The following is a 19,962-nucleotide window of genomic DNA, read 5'->3' as shown; positions in this document are numbered from 1 at the left end:
GATTTTGATGGCAAATTTGAATAGATTATAGTTTATTCAATCAAATGAATGTCTGACAAAATTGATTTTCAGTCCCTTTCATTTGGAATGCGGCGCATTGGATGGATACGCTTTTGGGTTCAATCCATTTTAGGTGTTGTTGTTGCAGCTGTTTTGCTTTTTTCAAATGTTGTAAATAATAGCGAAGGACAGCTTGGCTTAGCACCTGGTCTATCACTTACAACAATATCTTTGATTTTACTACTTTTTAGTCTTTGGCAAGGTTGGTTAATAGTTAGAACAGGAAGAGCAATCGCAAGCAATGCAAGACCTTCAAGAGGACAAACAAGTAAATTAATAAAAAGAGGCCTAATAGTTGATTTATTAGGAATTTTGTTTGGATTAATTGGATATCAAGCTCTTATGGGTGCCCTATTTATACAAGCATCCTCACAGACGACTGGACAATTGATAACAGCGACATCTGATATCCCGATTACTGGACTTGAAATATTATCAGTTCTGAGTAATACACAAGTTATTGCGGCTCATTTTTTTGGACTCTGCTTTTCTTTATGGCTTTTAAGAAGGATTTACAAATAAATTATTAATTTTGGGTAAGTCTTCTAAATTACCCCGCCAAAATAAATCTGGTTCTACAGGTGTAAGTGATATTTTATTATCTTGTATTTGAGATACATCACTAGGCCAATTCTTAGGACCATAACCTTTTGATTTAAGATCTAAAACTACCTCACCTGCTAACCAATAATAATCATTACCCCTCGGATCTTCTCTTTTGGAAAATTGATTTTTATATTTTCTTACTGATAATCTTGTCCAGGATAATTCTTTTATTTTGCTTTTATCGCAAGGGGGGATATTCAAATTTAATAGAAGTGAAGATGGCCAACTATCCATAATGGCTTGTTCGGCAATATTCATTGCAATTTCTCCTGCAAATTCAAAATTCTTCCATTTAAAACTGGCCACACTTATCGCCATGGAGGGTACATTTTCTAATGTGCCTTCCATTGCTGCAGCAACAGTGCCTGAACAAAAAATATCTGTACCTAAATTGGGACCGTGGTTTATTCCAGAAAGAACTAGATCAGGTTTATTATCCAAGAGTTCAGATAGCGCTAATTTTACGCAATCAGCAGGTGTACCTGAACATCCCCAAGCTTCAATTCCTTCTTCAAATAATTTGTCCGCTCTTTCCACTCTTAATGGAGATTGTAAAGTAAGACCATGGCCAGTTGCTGATCTTTCTTGGTCAGGGCATACTACTTTTACCTTATGTCCTCTTTTTTGTGCTGATTTTGCTAAAGCTCTTAATCCCGCTGCAAAAACACCATCATCATTGCTAATTAATATATTCAATGGTTTCATTAATCAATAAATTTTATTTATGGACGATATTTAAGTAAGATAAAGCAATACTTATTTTTACTATATCAGTGAGTCAGATTGAATCATTAAGTCAAATTGAGGAAAAACTAAATAATCTTTCTCTAACAGCAACAATTAATATAAATAATGTTAATACTCATGAAGAATTGGATCAATTAAGAGTATCCCTTCTTGGAAAAAAAGGTGATTTGTCAATTATCCTGAAAACCATGGGTCAATTATCGGCTACTGATAGGCCAATTGTTGGTCAGAAGGCAAATTTAGTAAAGATAAATTTGCAAGAATTGATAACTGAAAGAAAAAATCAACTACATAGTGAAGCCTTAAATAAAAAGATTAAAACAGAAAAAATTGATGTAACTATCCCTTCAATTGGAACACCCCCTGGAAATAAACATCCTTTAATTTCAACTCAAGATGAAATAATTGATATTTTTTGTGGTTTAGGATACTCAGTTGAAAGTGGCCCTGAAATAGAAACTGATTTTTATAATTTTGAATCTCTCAATATACCCAAAAATCATCCCGCAAGAGATATGCAAGATACTTTCTACTTAGATGAAAATCGACTTTTGAGGACTCACACTTCTCCTGTTCAGATAAGGTACTTAGAGAAAAACCCTCCTCCAGTAAGAATTATTGCCCCAGGAAGAGTTTATAGGAGAGATGCTGTAGATGCTACTCATTCCCCTGTATTTAATCAGGTTGAGGTTTTATGTATCGATCAAGATATCAACTTTAGTCATTTAAGAGGAACAGTTCTTACATTTTTAAAGACCTTTTTTGGAGATATTCCTGTAAGATTTAGAGCTAGTTATTTCCCATTTACTGAACCTTCGGCAGAAGTAGATGTTCAATGGAAAGGTAAATGGTTAGAAGTAATGGGATGTGGAATGGTAGATCCGAAGGTCTTAGAAAAATTAGGAATAGATTCTGAGAAATGGACCGGATTCGCTGCTGGATTAGGAGTTGAAAGATTTTGTATGGTAAGACATCAGATTGACGACATCAGAAAATTTTATACAAATGATCTTAGATTCTTAGAACAGTTCTAAATAAAATTGAAATTTTAAATTATGATTGTCTAGCAAATTAGTTTAAGATAGTCATAGGTTTAGTTTTTTGATTGGTACGTAAAGCAGGGCTAATAGTTAATGATGGGAAAGAACTTGCGGTTCAAACTGCAAGTTCTGTTCAGAAAAAATTGGAAAAATCCAATTATGAAGTTTTAAGGGTTAGTAGCTCTGGCGGAATGGTTGGATTCGCCAATCCTGATCAACATGTTCGTCCTTTGGGATATACAAACTGTGTTCCCGATGGGTTTGACTCGGAAATGGAATTTGCAATTGTTCTTGGCGGAGATGGAACTGTACTTTCTGCTGCAAGGCAAACAGCACCTGCTAAAATTCCAATCCTCACAATAAATACTGGACATTTAGGTTTTCTTGCAGAAGCTTATTTATCAAATCTTGATGAAGCAATAGATAAAATCATTGCAGGTAGTTGGGATATTGAAGAAAGAACTTGCTTTATTATTAGCGTAATGAGGAATGATCAGAGGAGATGGGAGTCTCTCTGTCTTAATGAGATGGCTCTTCATAGAGAACCTCTGACTAGCATGTGCCATTTTGAGATTTCTATAGGGCGACATGCGCCTGTGGATATCTCAGCTGATGGAGTAATTTTGTCTACTCCAACTGGTTCTACTGCATATTCGTTGAGTGCAGGAGGACCAGTTATTACACCTGATTGCCCAGTCGTGCAATTAACTCCAATTGCTCCCCATTCATTGGCGTCTAGGGCATTGGTTTTTAATGATTCAGAACCAGTAACTGTTTTTCCAGCAACTCCTGAAAGATTGGTAATGGTTGTTGACGGAAATGCTGGTTGTTATGTTTGGCCTGAAGATAGAGTTTTAATAAGAAAAAGTAAGCACTCAGTAAAGTTTATAAGACTTGAAGATCATGAATTTTTCCAAGTATTAAGAAATAAACTAGGTTGGGGTTTGCCCCATGTGGCAAAACCTAACAAATAATGATTATTCAAATATATTTTTTCCCTTTTAATAAAAAAACAGGATTATTTGGTTCTAATCTCATTCCATCAGCGATACTTAAGCTTTTATATGTTTGAATTAAATTTAAATTTGTTTTGAAATTCTTATTTTCTAATTCCTCTTTCAATTCTTTAATAATTTGAATGTCAATAATTGGGACAACTACAATATCTCCAATACTCATAACCTGAGACAAGTTATTAATAATTTGAAGTTTAGTCTTTTTATCACATCCTCCAATGACTAATCTATTAGGCTTGTCAAAAGAACTTAAATTTCTCGTTTTCAATATATTATTTATGTCTTCCTCAAAAATAAATTTTGGTTTAACGCCAAGCCTTTTTGAGTTTTCTATTATTAAAGCTTTTGAGCCAATCCTTTTATCGATAGAAAATAAATCTAAATTAGGCCTTAATTTTAATGCTTCCAAACCTATTGATCCACAACCTGCTCCTATATCCCAGATGACACCATTTTTAGGGAGCTCTAAATCAGCTAATATTTGAACGCGAACCTCCCTTTTAGTTAATAAATTTGGTCTATCATCAAAAGTTTTAAAAAAATGGTCACTTATTCCGAAAAGAGGAGGATTATTATTTGGGTTATTTTTCTTTGTTTTTGTAAGAACAACAATGTTCAAACTTGATATATTAGACGGCAATGGATCTTTAAGATTTAATTTTCTTATATTTTCATTGTCAAATCCTATCTCTTCACAGAGCCAAAAATTATAGTAGTCAATCAAATTTAATTCTAATAAGTTTTTTTTGATTACTTCTAAACTTTTGTTTTTTGAATCAGTGATAATTGCCAAACTTGAAGGCTTAGTTTTTAGAGCCTCAACTAACTTAGTTGAGTCTCTCCCATGAATACTTACATTAATAACATCTTGCCAAGGGATCTTTAACTTACTAAATGCCAACTGAATACAAGTATTTGAAGGATAGAAACTTAACTCATCTTTTGTGAAATTTTCTAGAAGTATTCTCCCAATTCCAAACCAAAGTGGATCTCCTCTTGAAATTAAAATAACATCAGTTTTTTTAGATCTAAGCCACTCAATAAGTTCGTTATTACTTTGGCTAGAAAAATATAATTTGTTTTGTCCGAAATTATTTTCGCTCCATGATTTAATTTTTTCGAAGTATGCATTAGGTACTGCAATATTTCCTGTCTTTATAAATAAATCTTGTAATTTGGAAGGTAGATCTTCAAATGCATATGAATTAATACCTATTACATGAATTTTTCTATTAACTGCAGTCATCAATATTTATTGAAAAGGAACTAACTGTTTGATTGTTTTATTAAATTATCTTATTATTGTTCGAGTGATAATAGTAAATTAATTGTCTGAAAGGAGAAAGAGGTTACATGATTTATTGTTAACTCTAATAAATAAAGATAATGAATTTGAATTAATTGAAGAAGATTCTGGCGATTTAACATCTAGTTATTCTGAAAAAGACACTTTAAATTTATCTCGAGTTATAGAAAAAAATCGTAAAATAATCAAAAGGTATCAAGCTATTGTAAGAACAGCTGTAACTCTAGACGCTCTGATGGATTCTGAAAATGAAGAAAATTACAAAATTAAATAATAATATTTTTTTTAAAGGATTATTACCTTTACTTTTGCTACTATCATTTACTTTTAATCCAACAAAAGTATGCGCAGAAGTAGCAGAAACAGAAATAAATGGGGAATTAATCTATGCTAGTAGTGAGTTTTTAAGAGACTTGGACTTTGAAACTTGGCAATTAGTAGCCTATAAATCACCTCTTTTTGCAGATAAATTGATCTTGAGAGTAATAGGTTATCCAGGAAATCTTAGGATTGACCATCCGACTGAGTTAAGGGTTGAATCAGGAAGAAAACAGTGGCTTTTAGATGATAAAACATTACTTAATGTGGAATTAGCAAATGATAGAAGACAAGCTGCTGCAGAATTTGATCTTGATGAATTAATTAAAAATTTAGATAAAAATAGGCCATTAAGATTATCTTTGTCAGGAGTTTTTTCTGAGTTGCCTGTCCCCCCCTTTGTTGTTAAGGAGTGGAGATCAATAAGCTGAATTTAATTTCTGGAGATGTCTGAAAAAAACGTAAATCACACAAAATGGATGAAAAGAGCAATTTTTTTGGCTTCTTTAGGAAAAAATACAACAAGTCCTAACCCTAGAGTGGGAGCAGTGATACTCGATAAGGATGGAAATCTTATTTCAGAAGGCTTTCATCACAAGGCTGGCATGCCCCATGCTGAGGCAATGGCTTTTAATAATTTAAAAAAAGATGCTAAAGAAGGTTCTATGTATGTAAATCTTGAACCTTGCTGCCATCAAGGTAAAACTCCTCCATGTGTAGATAAGGTAATATCTTCAGGGATTAGAAAGGTTTATATATCTATTCAAGATCCTGATAAAAGAGTTTCTGGGAAAGGTATTAAACTATTAAAAGAAGCAGGAATTCAAGTTCATGTCGGATTATGTAAAAAAGAATCCTTAGATTTAAATAAGGATTTTATTTATAGGAATATTGCTAAAAAAGCATTTGGTGTTCTCAAATGGGCTATGAGTATTGATGGCAGGATAGGCTTGAAAAATGGTAATAGTAAATGGATTACAAATACAAAATCAAGGTCATCAGTTCATTCTTTTAGAGCAGAATTTGATGCAATAATTATTGGTGGCAACACATTAAGAAAAGACAATCCAATTTTGACTACCAGAGGTAAAATAAATCCTGAGCCTTTGCGAGTTGTTTTCACAAAAAGTTTAGATCTTCCTTCAAAATCTAATCTTTGGGATTGTGATAAGGCAAAAACTTTACTTATATATGATTCTTCTACAGCAAATGAAAGCTACCTCGCAAGGATTCCAAAATGTGTTGAGGTTGAAAAGGTATCATCAGATAATCCAGAGTTAATTTCAAAGATACTTGCTAAAAGAGGTTGTAATAAAGTTCTTTGGGAATGTGGCCCCAGATTAGCTACAGCTGCGATTAAGTCTAACTGTATTCAGGAAATTATTACTTTTATAGCTCCAAAAATTTTAGGTGGAGAAAATAGTATGAATCCATTTGGTGATTTTGAATTTAGAGAAATGGATGAAGTTATTAAATTAAGTGATTCTAAGGTTAGTTTGTTTGGCAGTGATATATGCATAAAGAGTTCTTTTAAAAAATAATTTTAATTGTAATTTTATGGGGTCAAATACCGTACGGTTCTTACCCAAAAAAAATTATACAGATACGGAAACTCTTCGTTTAGTTTATAATAAGTTCAAAATTGTCCACAACTATGCCAATAAGACAAGACGATAATCAACCTAATAGAAGATTTGGAATTGTAAATATTATATTGATTGGGGTTGGAGCATTACTTTTGTTTAGTAGTCTTTTCCCTAACCAAAATATGCAAATCCCTAGAGTTCCTTACTCTTTATTTATTGATCAGGTTAATGATGGAGAGGTTAAGCGTGCTTATATCACTCAAGAACAAATTAGATATGAGTTAAATGGAGCTGAAGAAGGGGCACCTTCAGTTTTAGCAACTACCCCAATTTTTGATATGGACCTCCCACAAAGGTTAGAAAGCAAAGGGGTCGAATTCGCTGCCGCGCCTCCAAAGAAACCTAATTTCTTTTCAACCATTTTGAGCTGGGTTGTTCCTCCTTTGATTTTTATTCTTGTTTTACAATTCTTCGCCAGAAGAAGTATGGGAGGCGGGGGTGCTCAAGGAGCTTTAAGTTTTACTAAAAGTAAAGCTAAAGTTTATGTGCCCGATGATGAATCGAAAGTAACTTTTGCAGATGTAGCTGGTGTTGATGAAGCTAAAGATGAATTAACAGAAATAGTTGATTTTTTAAAAAAACCAGAGAGATATACTGATATAGGAGCACGAATCCCTAAAGGTGTACTTCTTGTAGGACCTCCAGGAACAGGAAAGACTCTTCTTTCAAAAGCTGTTGCGGGTGAAGCAGAAGTCCCTTTCTTTATTATCTCTGGTTCTGAATTCGTTGAACTTTTTGTGGGGGCAGGAGCAGCAAGAGTTAGAGATTTATTTGAACAGGCTAAGAAAAAAGCGCCATGTATCATATTTATCGATGAATTAGATGCTATTGGAAAAAGTCGATCAGGTTCAATGGGAGTTGTTGGTGGTAATGATGAGAGAGAACAAACTTTAAATCAGCTTTTAACCGAAATGGACGGATTTGCATCCGCTGATAAGCCGGTCATAGTATTAGCAGCCACCAACCAGCCTGAAGTTCTTGACGCAGCACTTTTAAGACCTGGTAGATTTGATAGACAAGTTTTAGTTGATAGACCCGATTTATCAGGTAGAAAAACAATATTAGAAATTTATACAAAAAAAGTAAAGCTTGCAGATTCAATAGACTTAGATTCTATTGCCCAAGCTACAAGTGGTTTCGCAGGCGCTGATTTGGCTAACATGGTCAATGAAGCTGCTTTACTTGCAGCCAGAGCAAAAAGAAAAAGTGTAGAACAACAAGACTTAAGTGAGGCAATTGAAAGAGTTGTTGCTGGTTTGGAAAAGAAAAGCCGTGTTTTGCAAGATGATGAAAAGAAAGTCGTTGCGTATCATGAAGTTGGTCATGCAATAGTTGGTCATCTCATGCCAGGAGGTTCAAAAGTTGCAAAAATTTCAATTGTTCCCAGAGGTATGAGTGCACTTGGTTATACTCTTCAATTGCCAACTGAAGAAAGATTCTTGAATTCGAAGGAAGAACTAAAAGGACAAATAGCTACACTTCTTGGAGGAAGATCAGCAGAAGAGGTTGTATTTGGGAAAATAACAACTGGCGCTTCAAATGATTTACAAAGAGCTACTGATATAGCAGAACAGATGGTTGGGACTTTCGGAATGAGTGATATTCTTGGCCCCCTTGCTTACGATAAACAAGGTGGAGGTCAGTTTTTAGGAAATGGAAATAATCCTAGAAGATCTGTTAGCGATGCTACTGCTCAAGCAATAGATAAAGAGGTTAGAGATCTAGTCGATGATGCACATGAAACTGCACTTAATATCTTGAGGAACAATCTATCTCTTCTTGAATCAATTTCTCAAAAAATCCTCAAAGAGGAAGTCATAGAAGGTGAGGATCTCAAAACTCTTTTAGCAGAAAGTAAAATGCCTGCATAGTAGAATTTAGGTTTAATACTTAGTTAGATGCTAAAACCAATCAAGCTTGCAAATGAAAATTTTTTATCAAGCTTGGATATATCAATTGAGGAATTTTTTCATATTTTAAAAATTGCTAAAAATTTTAAAAACAAAGACTTAAATATTAAACTCGAAGATAAAGTTTTGGGACTTATTTTTGATAAGTCCTCTACTCGTACAAGGGTTAGTTTTCAGGTGGCGATGTCAAGACTTGGCGGCACAACAGTTGATCTAAATCCCTCCACTTCCCAAATTGGAAGAGGCGAACCAATAAGAGATACAGCAAGAGTGTTAAGTAGATATTGTGATGTTATTGCTATAAGAACTTTTAAACACTCTGATTTAGAAGAGTATGCAAAATGGTCCTCTAAACCAGTTATCAACGCCCTTACAGATTTAGAACACCCTTGTCAGGCTTTGGCTGATTTTATGACAATTAAAGAGGAATTTGTTGATTTGAAAAATGTGGTCTTGGCTTTTATAGGTGATGGTAATAATGTCGCTAACTCTCTTATTTTGTGCGGAGCTTTATTAGGGATCGAAGTTAGAATTGCATGCCCTAAAGGTTATGAACCAAATTCTCTTGTAATCAATAAAGCCTATGAAATATACAAAAATAAAAATTTATTGAAAATCACAAATGATCCCAATGCTGCTGCTTTAGGGGCAAATGTTCTCTATACAGATGTTTGGTCATCTATGGGGGAAGAAAAGCAAAAAGAAAAAAAAGATAAAGTTTTTCGTGGATTTACTATTGATAGTGATTTAGTAAATAAGGCTGATAAAGATGCAATTATTCTTCATTGCCTTCCAGCCTATAGATCTAAAGAGATTACTGATAAAGTATTTGAAAGTAGTAAGAGTAGGATATTTGACCAAGCTGAAAATAGAATGTATTCTCAGCAAGCTCTTTTATCTTGCCTTATTTCTTGAAAATATTGCAATCTTTGATCTGAAGAGGTACAAATGTATTAGAGTACATTTGTTTTATGGCTAATTCATCGGAGGTAAATCTTACAGATGCTCAAAATGAGCTTCTTGGATGGATAAAAGATTATATGAAAAGTTATCAGCATAGCCCCTCTATTAGGCAAATGATGCAGGCTATGGGATTGAAATCTCCAGCACCTATCCAAAGTAGATTAAGACATTTGCAAGAGAAAGGTTATATCTCTTGGCAAGAAGGTAAAGCAAGAACTCTTCAAATAGTTGAGGATATCATAAATGGAATTCCAATTATGGGATCTATTGCTGCTGGAGGATTAATTGAGACTTATGCAGATGTTAATGAAAGTTTAGATATATCTGAGGTTTTCCAAAGAAAAGATGTATTTGCTTTAACTGTTAATGGAGACTCCATGATTGATGCCTGTATTGCTAATGGAGATATGGTTTTAATGGAACCAATAAATGATTCCTACTCATTAAGGAATGGCACAATAGTAAGTGCGATGGTTCCAGGTTTGGGAACTACCCTTAAGTATTTTTTTAAAAGGGGTGAAAAGATTTTTTTAGAGGCGGCTAATCCCTCATATGAGCCTATTGAGCTAAATTTAGATCAGGTTGTTTTTCAAGGTAAACTTTTAGCTGTTTGGAGAAAAATATAATTTATAAAAAATTTAAAACTCAACTTAATTAAATCAAAAATTAATATATGATAAATATTTACTAGGTAAAGCTGTTGAAAAAAAATATTTTTTATCTAATAATATTTATAAATTGTTTTATTTCCTTTGGCAATAATTCTTTATTTGCAAAATGTTTTTTTCAGAATTGCCATACTTCAAAAAAAGAGTCCGCTAATTTTTTAGCTACTATTTCTGAAAAGAATTATCTATTAGATGATCAATTTAAAAATATCTTAATTAAAGAAGATATAGAATTAAAAGAAATATTTGAAAATATTTTTATTTCTAATGAAGCCATTTCTGAAAGAAGTAATGAAAAAATAGGATATGAAATAGAATCTGATATCCAATATTCTAGGAATGATGTTTTTTTTGCAGAAGGCAATGTAAAAATTATTTTATCTAATGGAGTTTTTGAATCCCAAAAAATATCTTTTGATAGAAAAAACAAGATCTTTAAGGTCTATGGGAAATTTACATTTGAAAGCGGCGACCAATTTTTAGATGGAGATTATCTCGAATATGATTTTTTAAACTCTAGTGGTGTTCTCAAAAATGTATATGGATTAATAAATTTAAAAACTATAAGCGAAGATTTAAATTTCAAAAATAATTTATTTGAAGATGAGAATTGTCCAACAAATGAAGCAAATACTATCGATTTACCCTCCGAAGTTGAATTGCTAGATAACAGTATCCTTACACTTAAAAGTCAGTTAAATTTACAACCATCATTAAATCTAGATTTTGAGACAATAAATAAATGGCGATTCAAATCAGAAAAAATATTTTTGAACCAGAATTCATGGAATACTGATTTAATTTATTTTACAAATGACCCTTACAACAAACCTCAGCTTTTACTCAAAAGTAAGAATTTTTCAGGGGAAATTAATAATGGAAAAATTAATTTATCAAGTAATTCTAGTAGAATTATTTTAGATGATAAGTTTGTAATACCATTAGGTAAAAGAACTATTAAAGATAGTGAGGTTTATGCAAGGTGGGGAATAGGTTATTCAGAAGATGATAAAGATGGGGTATTCATATCAAGAAAATTCGATCAAGTCGATTTATCAAGAAATATTCAATTGGATATAATTCCTTATTTTTTGATTCAAAGAGCTATCAAGGGGGAATCAAATGCTTTTAGGCAAAAAAACTCTTCTTTATTTAGTGATAATGTTAAGGTCGATAATTTAGATATATCTGATTATTTTGGTTTAAATGCATATATTTCTGGAACATTCTCTGACTGGTATTTAAAAATAAATTCAAATTTAAAGACATTTAATCCAGAAAGACTATATGATTCAATTTCCTCTGATTTACAATTATCAAAAAATCTTATAAGCATAACGAATGATGAGACAAATAATTTTAACCAAATATGTAATTATCGTAATTTAGGTAATCCATATAAGAATTATTCCTTGGATTTTGGCTTATATGGTATCTACGATAAAGATGATATCTATACTGCTTATGGAGGTAAAATTTACAGTAATTACACGATTGAGAAAGATAATACAGAAAAAATCTATAGCTTAATATTAGACCTTGGAGATTTCAATGCTAAAAGAAATGAAAATAACGATCTTTTAGATTTAAGTAGATATGGTTATATTTCATCTATATCTCAAAATTATAAATTAGTTGATTTTGGTCCCAAAAATCAGAAATATAATCAAACTAATAAATTTTCTTCTAGTATCGTAAATCAAGGCCTTTTCTTAAATACTAAGATATCTTCAGGTACTTATGAATATAGTAATGCTAGTTCACAATCTATTTATTCCTTTGAGTTAGGTCCAAAAGTTGTTTATGGAAAGTTAAGTCAAAGACTTTTCGATTTTACAGAGTTTGAAATTATCCCTCAATTTATTGTAAAAAAGGGAAATAGTCCTTTTGCTTTTGATGGATTTAATAATGATTCAAGAATAAAAATAGGTTTAAATCAGCAATTATATGGTCCTATTATTATGGGTATTAAAGCAGATTATAATATCAATACTAATTCTTCTTCTTATGGTAATTTAGAAAATAAAGAGTATACAATTGGTATAAGCAGAAGGGCATATTCTGTAAAACTCTCTTATTTAGAAGAGGAAAAAACAGTATTTTTTGGTTTTGAAATATTTGATTTTGGTTACAAAAATAATTCTCCAAGTTTTTAGGTTTTTCTTTATTAAAAGTAGTTATTTAAAAAAAGTTTTTTAAATATTCCAGATTATTAATATCATCATTAGCTAATGTATTTACTATTTCTTTAATTAGCTTTTTTATTCCTTTTTCTAAAGGAATTTTTGAGTGCCAGCCTAGTGAATGTATTCTTGATATGTCTAAATTTTTTCTATATGTACCATCAGGTTTGCTTTGATCCCAAATAATCTTGCCCTCGAATTGACAAAAGATAGCTATTTTTTCAGCAAGTTCTTTAATTGATATTTCTTCTCCAGAGCCAACATTAAGATAATAAAGCTTTTCATTATTATTTTTTTTTGGAGCGTAATTATCGTCAGGATTCCATTTTTCTAAAACATGAATACAAGCTGAAGCAAAATCATCAACATGTAAAAATTCCCTTAAGGGCTTTCCTGATCCCCAACATGTTACAAAATTGGAATTATTTTTTTTTGCTAAGATGAATTTCTTTAATAGTGCTGCCAAAACATGACTATTTTCTGTATGGTAATTATCTCCAGGACCATATAAGTTTGTTGGCATTAGTGAAATTGCATCAAATCCATATTGAGTTCTAATAGTTTCGCATAATTTTAATCCAGCAATTTTGGCTATTGCATAAGGTTCGTTCGTTTTTTCTAGGTGTGAGCCTAAAAGCTCTTCTTCTTTTATTGGGAGATTTGGAAACTTAGGATATATGCAACTGCTTCCTAAAAATAATAATCTTTTTGCTCCACTTAGCCATGCCGCCTCGATAATATTTTGTTGGATTTTCAAATTCTCAGATATAAATTCATAAGGGTATTTATTATTTGCATAAATTCCACCAACCTTTGCTGCGGCAATAATAACAATTGAAGGTTTTTTTGCTTTAAACCAGGATAAAACGTTTTGATATGAAGTTAAATCTAGATCTTTTCTTGTATTAAGAAATATTTTGCCTCCATATTTGTCATTGCAGTATCCTTTTTTTAAAAGTGATTTGACTATGGCTTGTCCCACCATTCCATTATGCCCAGCCACATAAAAACTTTCATTTTTCTCTAAATAATTGAGCATTATTCTTTTGGTAAATTTAATTCATATCCTTTCTTAATTAGAAGAGATTCCTTTTGAGCTAACTCTTTATCATTTTGAATCATATCATTCACTAAATCCTCAAGTTTTGTTTTTGGATACCAACCTAATTCTTTGTTCGCTTTAGTTGAATCTCCAACCAGTGTATTTACTTCGCAGGGACGAAAATACTTTTTATCTATCTTAATAACTATTTTCTTATTATCTTTTCTTCTACCGACTTCATTAACTCCAGATCCTTCCCAATAAATCCCTCCCCAGCCTAGCTGTTGAGCAGCAAGATCTATAAATTTTCTAACACTCTCTTGCCTTCCAGTAGCTACTACATAATCATCAGGCTTTTCTTGCTGAAGTATTCTCCATTGAATCTCGACATAATCTTTTGCATGTCCCCAATCTCTTATGGCATCAATATTTCCCATATATAAATATTCTGAAAGCCCAAGATCAATTTGTGATAGGCCTCTTGTAATTTTTCTGGTGACAAAAGTTTCACCTCTTCTTGGACTTTCATGATTAAATAAGATGCCATTACATGCAAATATGCCATAAGACTCTCTATAGTTTATAGTTATCCAGTGTGCGTATAACTTTGCAACTCCATAAGGGCTTCTGGGATAGAAAGGAGTCTTTTCACTTTGAGGTACTTCCTGTACTAATCCATAAAGTTCTGATGTACTTGCCTGATAAAATTTTGTTTTTTCAACTAATTTTAAAATTCTTATAGCTTCTAGAATTCTTAAGGTTCCTAAAGCATCGCTATTTGCCGTATATTCAGGAGATTCAAAACTTACTGCCACATGACTTTGAGCACCAAGATTATAAATTTCATCTGGCTTCACTTTTTGGATGATATTCATTAAATTGATACTGTCTGTTAGATCTCCATAATGGAGAAAGAAATTTGGATTCTCAGTATGGGGGTCTTGATATAAATGGTCAATTCTTTGAGTATTAAAAGAACTTGCTCTTCTTTTTATTCCATGTACTTCATAATCTTTTTGGAGAAGGAATTCTGATAAGTAACTTCCATCTTGACCAGTAACTCCAGTAATTAGTGCTTTTTTTTTCATATAATTGAAACTTTTGAAGTACTTATTTGATTCTATAATTTATCTTTATTATTAACCAGAAATTTATATTTAAAAACTTTCTTAAATAAATTAATTGAATTAAAGTACATATTTTTAAAACTTGAAAAATAAAAAATTATTTACTTATCTAGAGCAATTGTGATTTAAAGCCTAAAGTTTAATTATTATTTATGTTAAGGGGCCATAGCTCAGCTGGTAGAGCACCTGCATGGCATGCAGGGGGTCAGGGATTCGAGTTCCCTTGGCTCCACTTTTTATGATTAAGGCATAGGTTTTCAGAGACTGTTTAGAGATAAAAAATATTTGCAGCAAATTTTCTAGGGTTTTTTGAGCAATTTTGTTATGTATATTTTCAAGATAAAAATTTATCCTCGAGAAAAAACTTAATCAATTAACTCAAAAAAGGTTTACTTATATTATAAATATCTTCTGGTAGACAACATATTAAATTATCTTCATATAATTTTCTTAAAAGTTTTTGATACTTCCCAATAAATTGAGGATATTCTTTATTAAAGAAAATATCATTATGAACTAAAAAAGAAATAATACCTCCAACTTTTTTCAAATGTTCATATTCAAGATTAAATTCATCTTTGTTATCAGAATGCCAAAATAATTGATCCATAAAAATTGTAGGAATAAATAATGTTTTAATATTTTGGCTTTGATGAATTAATGGACCTGCAATCCCAAATCTAAAGCCTAATGAATCATGCCAAGATAAGCTTTCATCAATCTTTATTCCACAATCATTTAGTAATTTTGCATCCTTATGGAAATCGAAAATAAAATAATGTGCTCTTCCAGATATAACTTTCTTTTTTAAATTTCTTCTAAGCACTAATAATTGATTTTTTAAACTTTTATCATTTTTAAAGCTATCGAAATTATAATGTAATCCGATTGACCAACCTTCAGGAATCGACCTTGCAAAATTTAAAGTTTCTCTTTCAGATGATCTTGGACCATATCTTCCCCTCTTCCCAAATAAAAAATAAAAAGATGATTTATAGTCAAATTGTCTTTCAATATCTATCATTCCAAATATAGAATTTCCATAATTTCTATATGGAAAAAAAATTGCCCTTATAAATCCACTGAAATATTTTTTTATATCTTTAAAATTAAATTTAATAAATGCTAATAATAACCTATAACTTCTTATTGATTGGGATAAGAAATCATTTGAGCGTAATAAATCTATATCATGTGAAATAATTAATTTTATTGGGGATATAAATTTCTCTACAGGTTCTGAAAAATTATTAATTAATAAGGTCGCTTTGAGGAATATAAAATTTGCATTATTTAAATGCGGTTGATTATCAAGTCTTAAATTATGATATTCAACTTTATTACTAATTATCCTTCCCAATTTATCTTTATTTTTATTACTGTTGTCACTGTTAATAAATAACTGAAAAGAAGAAATAATATCCCAAGAAGGCAATATTAAATTTCTTTTTGTATCAAAATAAAATAAAGGATTTTCATTTGAAGGGTAAGAGTGCCATTTTTTTGGTTTTAAAATTTTATCCCAAAGAATCAAATCAACATTATCAATATTTGTTTGCCAACTAATTGTTTCTTGATTTTTTGATTTTATGGGATTTAGAGGAATTAATATAGCAGATTTTAGCTTTGAAGAAATATTATTTTGATCATTTATGTTTATAAATTTTATTTTTGAAAAGACAGAAAATCCTTTATCATTAAATTGAAATTTAGATAAGATTTTAAGATTCTTAATTAATAAAATAAAAATTTGTATCTTTGATTCCATTAAAAGATAGATCCTAAATTCATTAATCTTGTAAATAAAAAATTTTCAGATAAATTCTCCCAGTTATATCTCTTATCATTAGAAATATTTTTAAAAACAAAATCAGAGCCTTTATTAAAAAAAATAAAACCTTTTCTTCTCAAACAATTTCTAAATATAGAATTATTTATATTAGGATCCCATGTATATATAGAGTGAGCCCCCATATTAAATACTCTTTTTTCTAATTCATTTATTAAAGCATTACCAATTTTATGTCCATTAGTATTATCTTTTATAGAGAAATCAATAATACATGCCCTTCTATCCTCATTCATTCCAAAAAAAATATATCCTAAGGGTAATTTACTTTTCGAATGATCAAAAGCGAAAATAGTAATTGGTTTGCAAAATGGGTTCTGTGCGAATCTCCAACTAAAAAAGTCTTTATTTCTTTCAATAAAAATATCTTTATTATTTTTATTAATATTATTTACATATGTTAAAAAAAGTTCCTCTGAAAATTTGATATCTTTAATTAGAATAAAGTTTTTCCTATTGGATCTGACTTTATAAATTAAATTTGTTATGAATGAAATTACTAATTGATAGAAAATTATAATTCTTGAAATGAATGATAAATAATTTAAATAATTATTTTTTTCTGATAGATAATATTGCAAAGCATCAGATCTTATCAACTTTATCCAGCTTTTTGTTTGATATGGTGAAGAAAAGCCAATTCTATTAAATGACTTAATTTTAGGAGTAAAACCCCAAATAAACTTAAAATCATATTTTTCAATATTTACCAATATAAATTCATATAATCTGGAAAATGTATTGTATTTGTATGCTTTCCTAATAACTAATGTCTCTTCACTTTTGGCTGTGAAAAATGTTCTTTTATCTAACCTAAAAATCATTGGAATCAAAGCTTGTGTTCCAACTATTTCTCCATTTAATTCAGCTATTGCTAAAAATTTATCTTTAGATTTAATTATCTTATTAATAAAAATCCATTTAGCCTGATTGATTGTTCTATTTGTTTTGTAATATTTATTGTAAAATGCATTGACATTTTCTAAATCATTATCATTAGCCCATCTTAAAATTAATTTATCTTCTTTAGGATTAATAAATTTTTTTTTATCAACCATTAACGCCTTACTCCACCAAATAAAATTGAACTACCAGATATAAATTTAGGCTGGTCTTTAAGAGATAAAATATATTTTGCAATTTCTTCAGGAGTTGGAGATGCTTTAGAAGACTGCTTAGATATCATAAATTCTTTTTGCATCTTTGAAAGATTTTCTGTCATTGGGGTATCAATTAGACAAGGATGAATTTTAATAAAACTTACTCCTAAACGAGATAAATCTGCAGCTAATATTTCAAAGCCTTTATCCAAGGCAGCCTTTGAAGATGAATAAATTACCTCTCCATGTATATCTAGCATAGAGGCAATACTTGATATTGCAATTGCAGTACCTTTTACTCTTGATAATTCTTTCATTAAACTAGATGTAATAAATAAAGGAGCCAAAGTATTTACCATATAACTATCATTCAATTCTTGTATGCCTAATTTATTACTAGCAGTGCTTTTCATTATTCCAGCACTATGAACTATTAAATCAATCTTTGAAGTTATATTTTTAATTTTTACTATCAGATCATTAAGTTGACCTTTATCAGTGAAATCGCAATAGATATATTGAGCTTTTGGTACTTTAGGATCTCTTCGAGAGATAAGAATAAGAGATTCTTTATCGTCTATATTTTCTACTAATGATTTACCTATCCCAGAAGATGCCCCAGTAATTATTTTCATTAATATCTTAATAATATTTTTTTTCAATTATATATTTACAAGTAAATTAAGCAACTAAAAACATATTTCTTTTTGCTAAGCAATTTTTAATATATTTTGTTTTAACAAATAAGAATATAAACAGAAAGTTAGTATTGAATCAATAAAATTTTAAATATGAAATTTTCATCCAATTTAAGTTTTTAAAAATTCATAACATGCATAAATCTCTGCAATTTATCCATTCGCTAGATGATGACCATTTTCATTAAATTTTGTTTTAATAAAAACTCTCTATGTTCATAATTAAGTTCTAAACTTTCGATTGCTTCAAATCTCTTATGAAGAATTTTTAATTCTGTTTAAATTTATTATGTTGGCGATGTAAAAAAGCATTAATCATTCTATTGGATATCTATATAAATAAAAACTATTTAATATTTAACTTCTGAATATATTGGGATGTCTAAAGACTTTGCGCCTTCTAAAAAACCTAATTCAATAATTACAGATAAAGCTAATATTTTTTTGTTTTTTTTCTTTAACATATCAATTACACATTGAACGGTCCCTCCAGTTGCTAAAAGATCATCAACAATCACAAACTTTTTAAATGGTAAAATTGCATCCTCTTGTATAGTTAAAATGTCTTGACTATATTCCAAACCATAGCTTTTTTCTAAAACTAATCCAGGCAGTTTATTTTTTTTTCTTGCCATTATTAGCGGTTTTTTTACTATTTTAGCTATTGGACTACCAAAAATAAATCCTCTTGCATCAATAGCGATTATCGCATCAGCATCTTTGAAAAAAGAATATTTCACAATTTTATCAATCAGATCTGAGAATAATTCTGGATTTGCAATTATTGGACTAATATCTTTGAAAATAATATCTTTTTTCGGGAAGTCAGGATAATCTTTTATTGTGTTTTTAAGCCTTTCTGATAACATAATTCTACTGATTTAATTTAATTATATTGCTAAATAATAAAAAAGATTATTCTCATATTGGTATTCTCTCAGCTATGCCTGAAGAAGTAGGTATTATTTTAGATAATCTTAAAAATGCAAAATCTTATAAGTTTGGCGATTTTGAATTATTTTCTGGTTATATTAATATCGATAGTTCAAAAGAAATATTTGTAACTACAGCTTGGAGTGGATGGGGAAAGGTAAGTGCAGCTAGAGCTACTACAAGATTATTATCAACAGATTATCACCTTCCTATTGATTTTATTCTTTTCACAGGAGTTGCTGGAGGTATTAATAAAAGATTAAAACAATGGGATGTTATCCTCGCTGACTCTCTTATTCAGCATGATATGGATGCAAGACCATTATTTGATAAGTATGTTATTCCCTCAATTAATCAGAAGAAAATTTATCCATGCCATTATTTATTAGAGAATGTATTCAATAACTTAAAAAATAATTTAATTAATGATGATTTTTCTAAATTTGGTTCTTTGTATAAAGGTTTAATAGGGACTGGGGATATGTTTATTTCTAATAATAATAAAATTAATAATTTATTAAAAGAAATACCTGAGCTTTATGCTGTCGAAATGGAAGGAGCTGCATTTGCTCAAGTCGCCTTTCAAGAAAAAGTAGACTGGCTTGTCATGCGAGTTATCTCAGATACAGCAAATTCAAATGCTTCTAATGATTTTGAAGATTTTTTAAAAGAATATAAATTGAATTCCTTTGCATTAATTAAAAGTTTTTTAGAAGTATTAAAAAATAAATAAGTTAAATTTTAATTCTT

Annotated in this window: 19 protein-coding genes and 1 tRNA gene; 12 read left to right on the top strand and 8 right to left on the bottom strand. The window is 30.2% G+C overall.

Features of this window, described 5'->3' with window-relative positions:
* Positions 1-48 precede the first annotated feature (48 nt).
* Complete coding sequence (locus tag HA151_RS07040; protein WP_011818891.1) at positions 49-582, top strand: DUF3611 family protein; 534 nt, start codon at positions 49-51, stop codon at positions 580-582.
* On the opposite strand, the gene surE is transcribed toward HA151_RS07040, so the two are convergent.
* Positions 562-1,371 carry a 5'/3'-nucleotidase SurE gene (gene surE, locus HA151_RS07035; protein ID WP_209106772.1) on the bottom strand — a complete coding sequence of 270 codons (810 nt, stop codon included), beginning with the start codon at positions 1,369-1,371 and terminating at the stop codon, positions 562-564. The two genes, HA151_RS07040 and surE, sit on opposite strands and share 21 nt — an antisense overlap.
* A gap of 68 nt (positions 1,372-1,439) precedes the next feature.
* Here surE and pheS point away from each other — a divergent pair, with 68 nt between their 5' ends.
* Positions 1,440-2,447 (top strand): phenylalanine--tRNA ligase subunit alpha, encoded by a 1,008-nt coding sequence (pheS, locus tag HA151_RS07030; protein WP_209106771.1) that lies wholly within the window; start codon positions 1,440-1,442, stop codon positions 2,445-2,447.
* A gap of 71 nt (positions 2,448-2,518) precedes the next feature.
* Positions 2,519-3,427, top strand: a complete 909-nt coding sequence (locus HA151_RS07025; RefSeq protein WP_209106770.1) for an NAD(+) kinase — start codon at positions 2,519-2,521, stop codon at positions 3,425-3,427.
* Positions 3,428-3,434: 7 nt separating this feature from the next.
* On the opposite strand, the gene cbiE is transcribed toward HA151_RS07025, so the two are convergent.
* A complete protein-coding gene (gene cbiE / locus HA151_RS07020) occupies positions 3,435-4,715 on the bottom strand; it encodes a precorrin-6y C5,15-methyltransferase (decarboxylating) subunit CbiE (RefSeq protein ID WP_209106769.1) in 1,281 nt (426 codons plus the stop codon).
* Between the two features lie 82 nt (positions 4,716-4,797).
* On the opposite strand from cbiE, the gene HA151_RS07015 reads away from it, so the two are divergent.
* The 7 genes from HA151_RS07015 to HA151_RS06985 all read left to right on the top strand — a co-directional run bounded on the left by HA151_RS07015 (position 4,798) and on the right by HA151_RS06985 (position 12,436).
* On the top strand, positions 4,798-5,049 hold the full coding sequence (locus tag HA151_RS07015) for a hypothetical protein (RefSeq protein WP_209106768.1): 252 nt from the start codon (positions 4,798-4,800) through the stop codon (positions 5,047-5,049).
* Positions 5,024-5,524, top strand: coding sequence for a DUF3122 domain-containing protein (locus HA151_RS07010; RefSeq protein ID WP_209106767.1), 501 nt, complete (start codon positions 5,024-5,026; stop codon positions 5,522-5,524). The genes HA151_RS07015 and HA151_RS07010 overlap by 26 nt, the downstream gene beginning before the upstream one ends.
* A gap of 15 nt (positions 5,525-5,539) precedes the next feature.
* Complete coding sequence (gene ribD / locus HA151_RS07005) at positions 5,540-6,634, top strand: bifunctional diaminohydroxyphosphoribosylaminopyrimidine deaminase/5-amino-6-(5-phosphoribosylamino)uracil reductase RibD (RefSeq protein WP_209106766.1); 1,095 nt, start codon at positions 5,540-5,542, stop codon at positions 6,632-6,634.
* 113 nt (positions 6,635-6,747) lie between these two features.
* Complete coding sequence (gene ftsH, locus HA151_RS07000; RefSeq protein ID WP_209106765.1) at positions 6,748-8,610, top strand: ATP-dependent zinc metalloprotease FtsH; 1,863 nt, start codon at positions 6,748-6,750, stop codon at positions 8,608-8,610.
* A 27-nt stretch (positions 8,611-8,637) separates the two neighbouring features.
* Positions 8,638-9,564 (top strand): ornithine carbamoyltransferase, encoded by a 927-nt coding sequence (argF, locus tag HA151_RS06995; RefSeq protein ID WP_209106764.1) that lies wholly within the window; start codon positions 8,638-8,640, stop codon positions 9,562-9,564.
* Positions 9,565-9,620: 56 nt separating this feature from the next.
* Entirely contained in the window at positions 9,621-10,238 is a 618-nt protein-coding gene (gene lexA, locus HA151_RS06990) for a transcriptional repressor LexA (protein WP_209106763.1), read from the top strand.
* A 74-nt stretch (positions 10,239-10,312) separates the two neighbouring features.
* Complete coding sequence (locus HA151_RS06985; protein WP_209106762.1) at positions 10,313-12,436, top strand: DUF3769 domain-containing protein; 2,124 nt, start codon at positions 10,313-10,315, stop codon at positions 12,434-12,436.
* A gap of 25 nt (positions 12,437-12,461) precedes the next feature.
* On the opposite strand, the gene HA151_RS06980 is transcribed toward HA151_RS06985, so the two are convergent.
* Positions 12,462-13,502 (bottom strand): GDP-L-fucose synthase family protein, encoded by a 1,041-nt coding sequence (locus HA151_RS06980; protein ID WP_209106761.1) that lies wholly within the window; start codon positions 13,500-13,502, stop codon positions 12,462-12,464.
* Complete coding sequence (gene gmd, locus HA151_RS06975) at positions 13,502-14,593, bottom strand: GDP-mannose 4,6-dehydratase (protein WP_209106760.1); 1,092 nt, start codon at positions 14,591-14,593, stop codon at positions 13,502-13,504. The genes HA151_RS06980 and gmd overlap by 1 nt, the downstream gene beginning before the upstream one ends.
* 198 nt (positions 14,594-14,791) lie before the next feature.
* Here gmd and HA151_RS06970 point away from each other — a divergent pair.
* Positions 14,792-14,864, top strand: a tRNA-Ala gene (locus HA151_RS06970).
* Positions 14,865-15,005: 141 nt separating this feature from the next.
* Here HA151_RS06970 and HA151_RS06965 read toward each other — a convergent pair.
* The 4 genes from HA151_RS06965 to HA151_RS06950 form a co-directional block, all read right to left on the bottom strand.
* Positions 15,006-16,400 (bottom strand): hypothetical protein, encoded by a 1,395-nt coding sequence (locus tag HA151_RS06965; RefSeq protein WP_209106759.1) that lies wholly within the window; start codon positions 16,398-16,400, stop codon positions 15,006-15,008.
* Complete coding sequence (locus tag HA151_RS06960) at positions 16,400-17,539, bottom strand: GNAT family N-acetyltransferase (RefSeq protein ID WP_209106758.1); 1,140 nt, start codon at positions 17,537-17,539, stop codon at positions 16,400-16,402. The genes HA151_RS06965 and HA151_RS06960 overlap by 1 nt, the downstream gene beginning before the upstream one ends.
* Positions 17,539-18,216, bottom strand: coding sequence for an SDR family oxidoreductase (locus HA151_RS06955; RefSeq protein WP_209106757.1), 678 nt, complete (start codon positions 18,214-18,216; stop codon positions 17,539-17,541). The genes HA151_RS06960 and HA151_RS06955 overlap by 1 nt, the downstream gene beginning before the upstream one ends.
* A gap of 413 nt (positions 18,217-18,629) precedes the next feature.
* Positions 18,630-19,148, bottom strand: coding sequence for an adenine phosphoribosyltransferase (locus HA151_RS06950; protein ID WP_209106756.1), 519 nt, complete (start codon positions 19,146-19,148; stop codon positions 18,630-18,632).
* Positions 19,149-19,174: 26 nt separating this feature from the next.
* On the opposite strand from HA151_RS06950, the gene HA151_RS06945 reads away from it, so the two are divergent.
* Positions 19,175-19,945 (top strand): 5'-methylthioadenosine/adenosylhomocysteine nucleosidase, encoded by a 771-nt coding sequence (locus HA151_RS06945; RefSeq protein ID WP_209106755.1) that lies wholly within the window; start codon positions 19,175-19,177, stop codon positions 19,943-19,945.
* Positions 19,946-19,962: the final 17 nt, after the last annotated feature.

The organism is Prochlorococcus marinus XMU1419, assembly GCF_017695955.1.
Classification (GTDB): domain Bacteria; phylum Cyanobacteriota; class Cyanobacteriia; order PCC-6307; family Cyanobiaceae; genus Prochlorococcus_A; species Prochlorococcus_A marinus_AD.
This window is presented reverse-complemented; position numbering and strand designations above follow the sequence as displayed.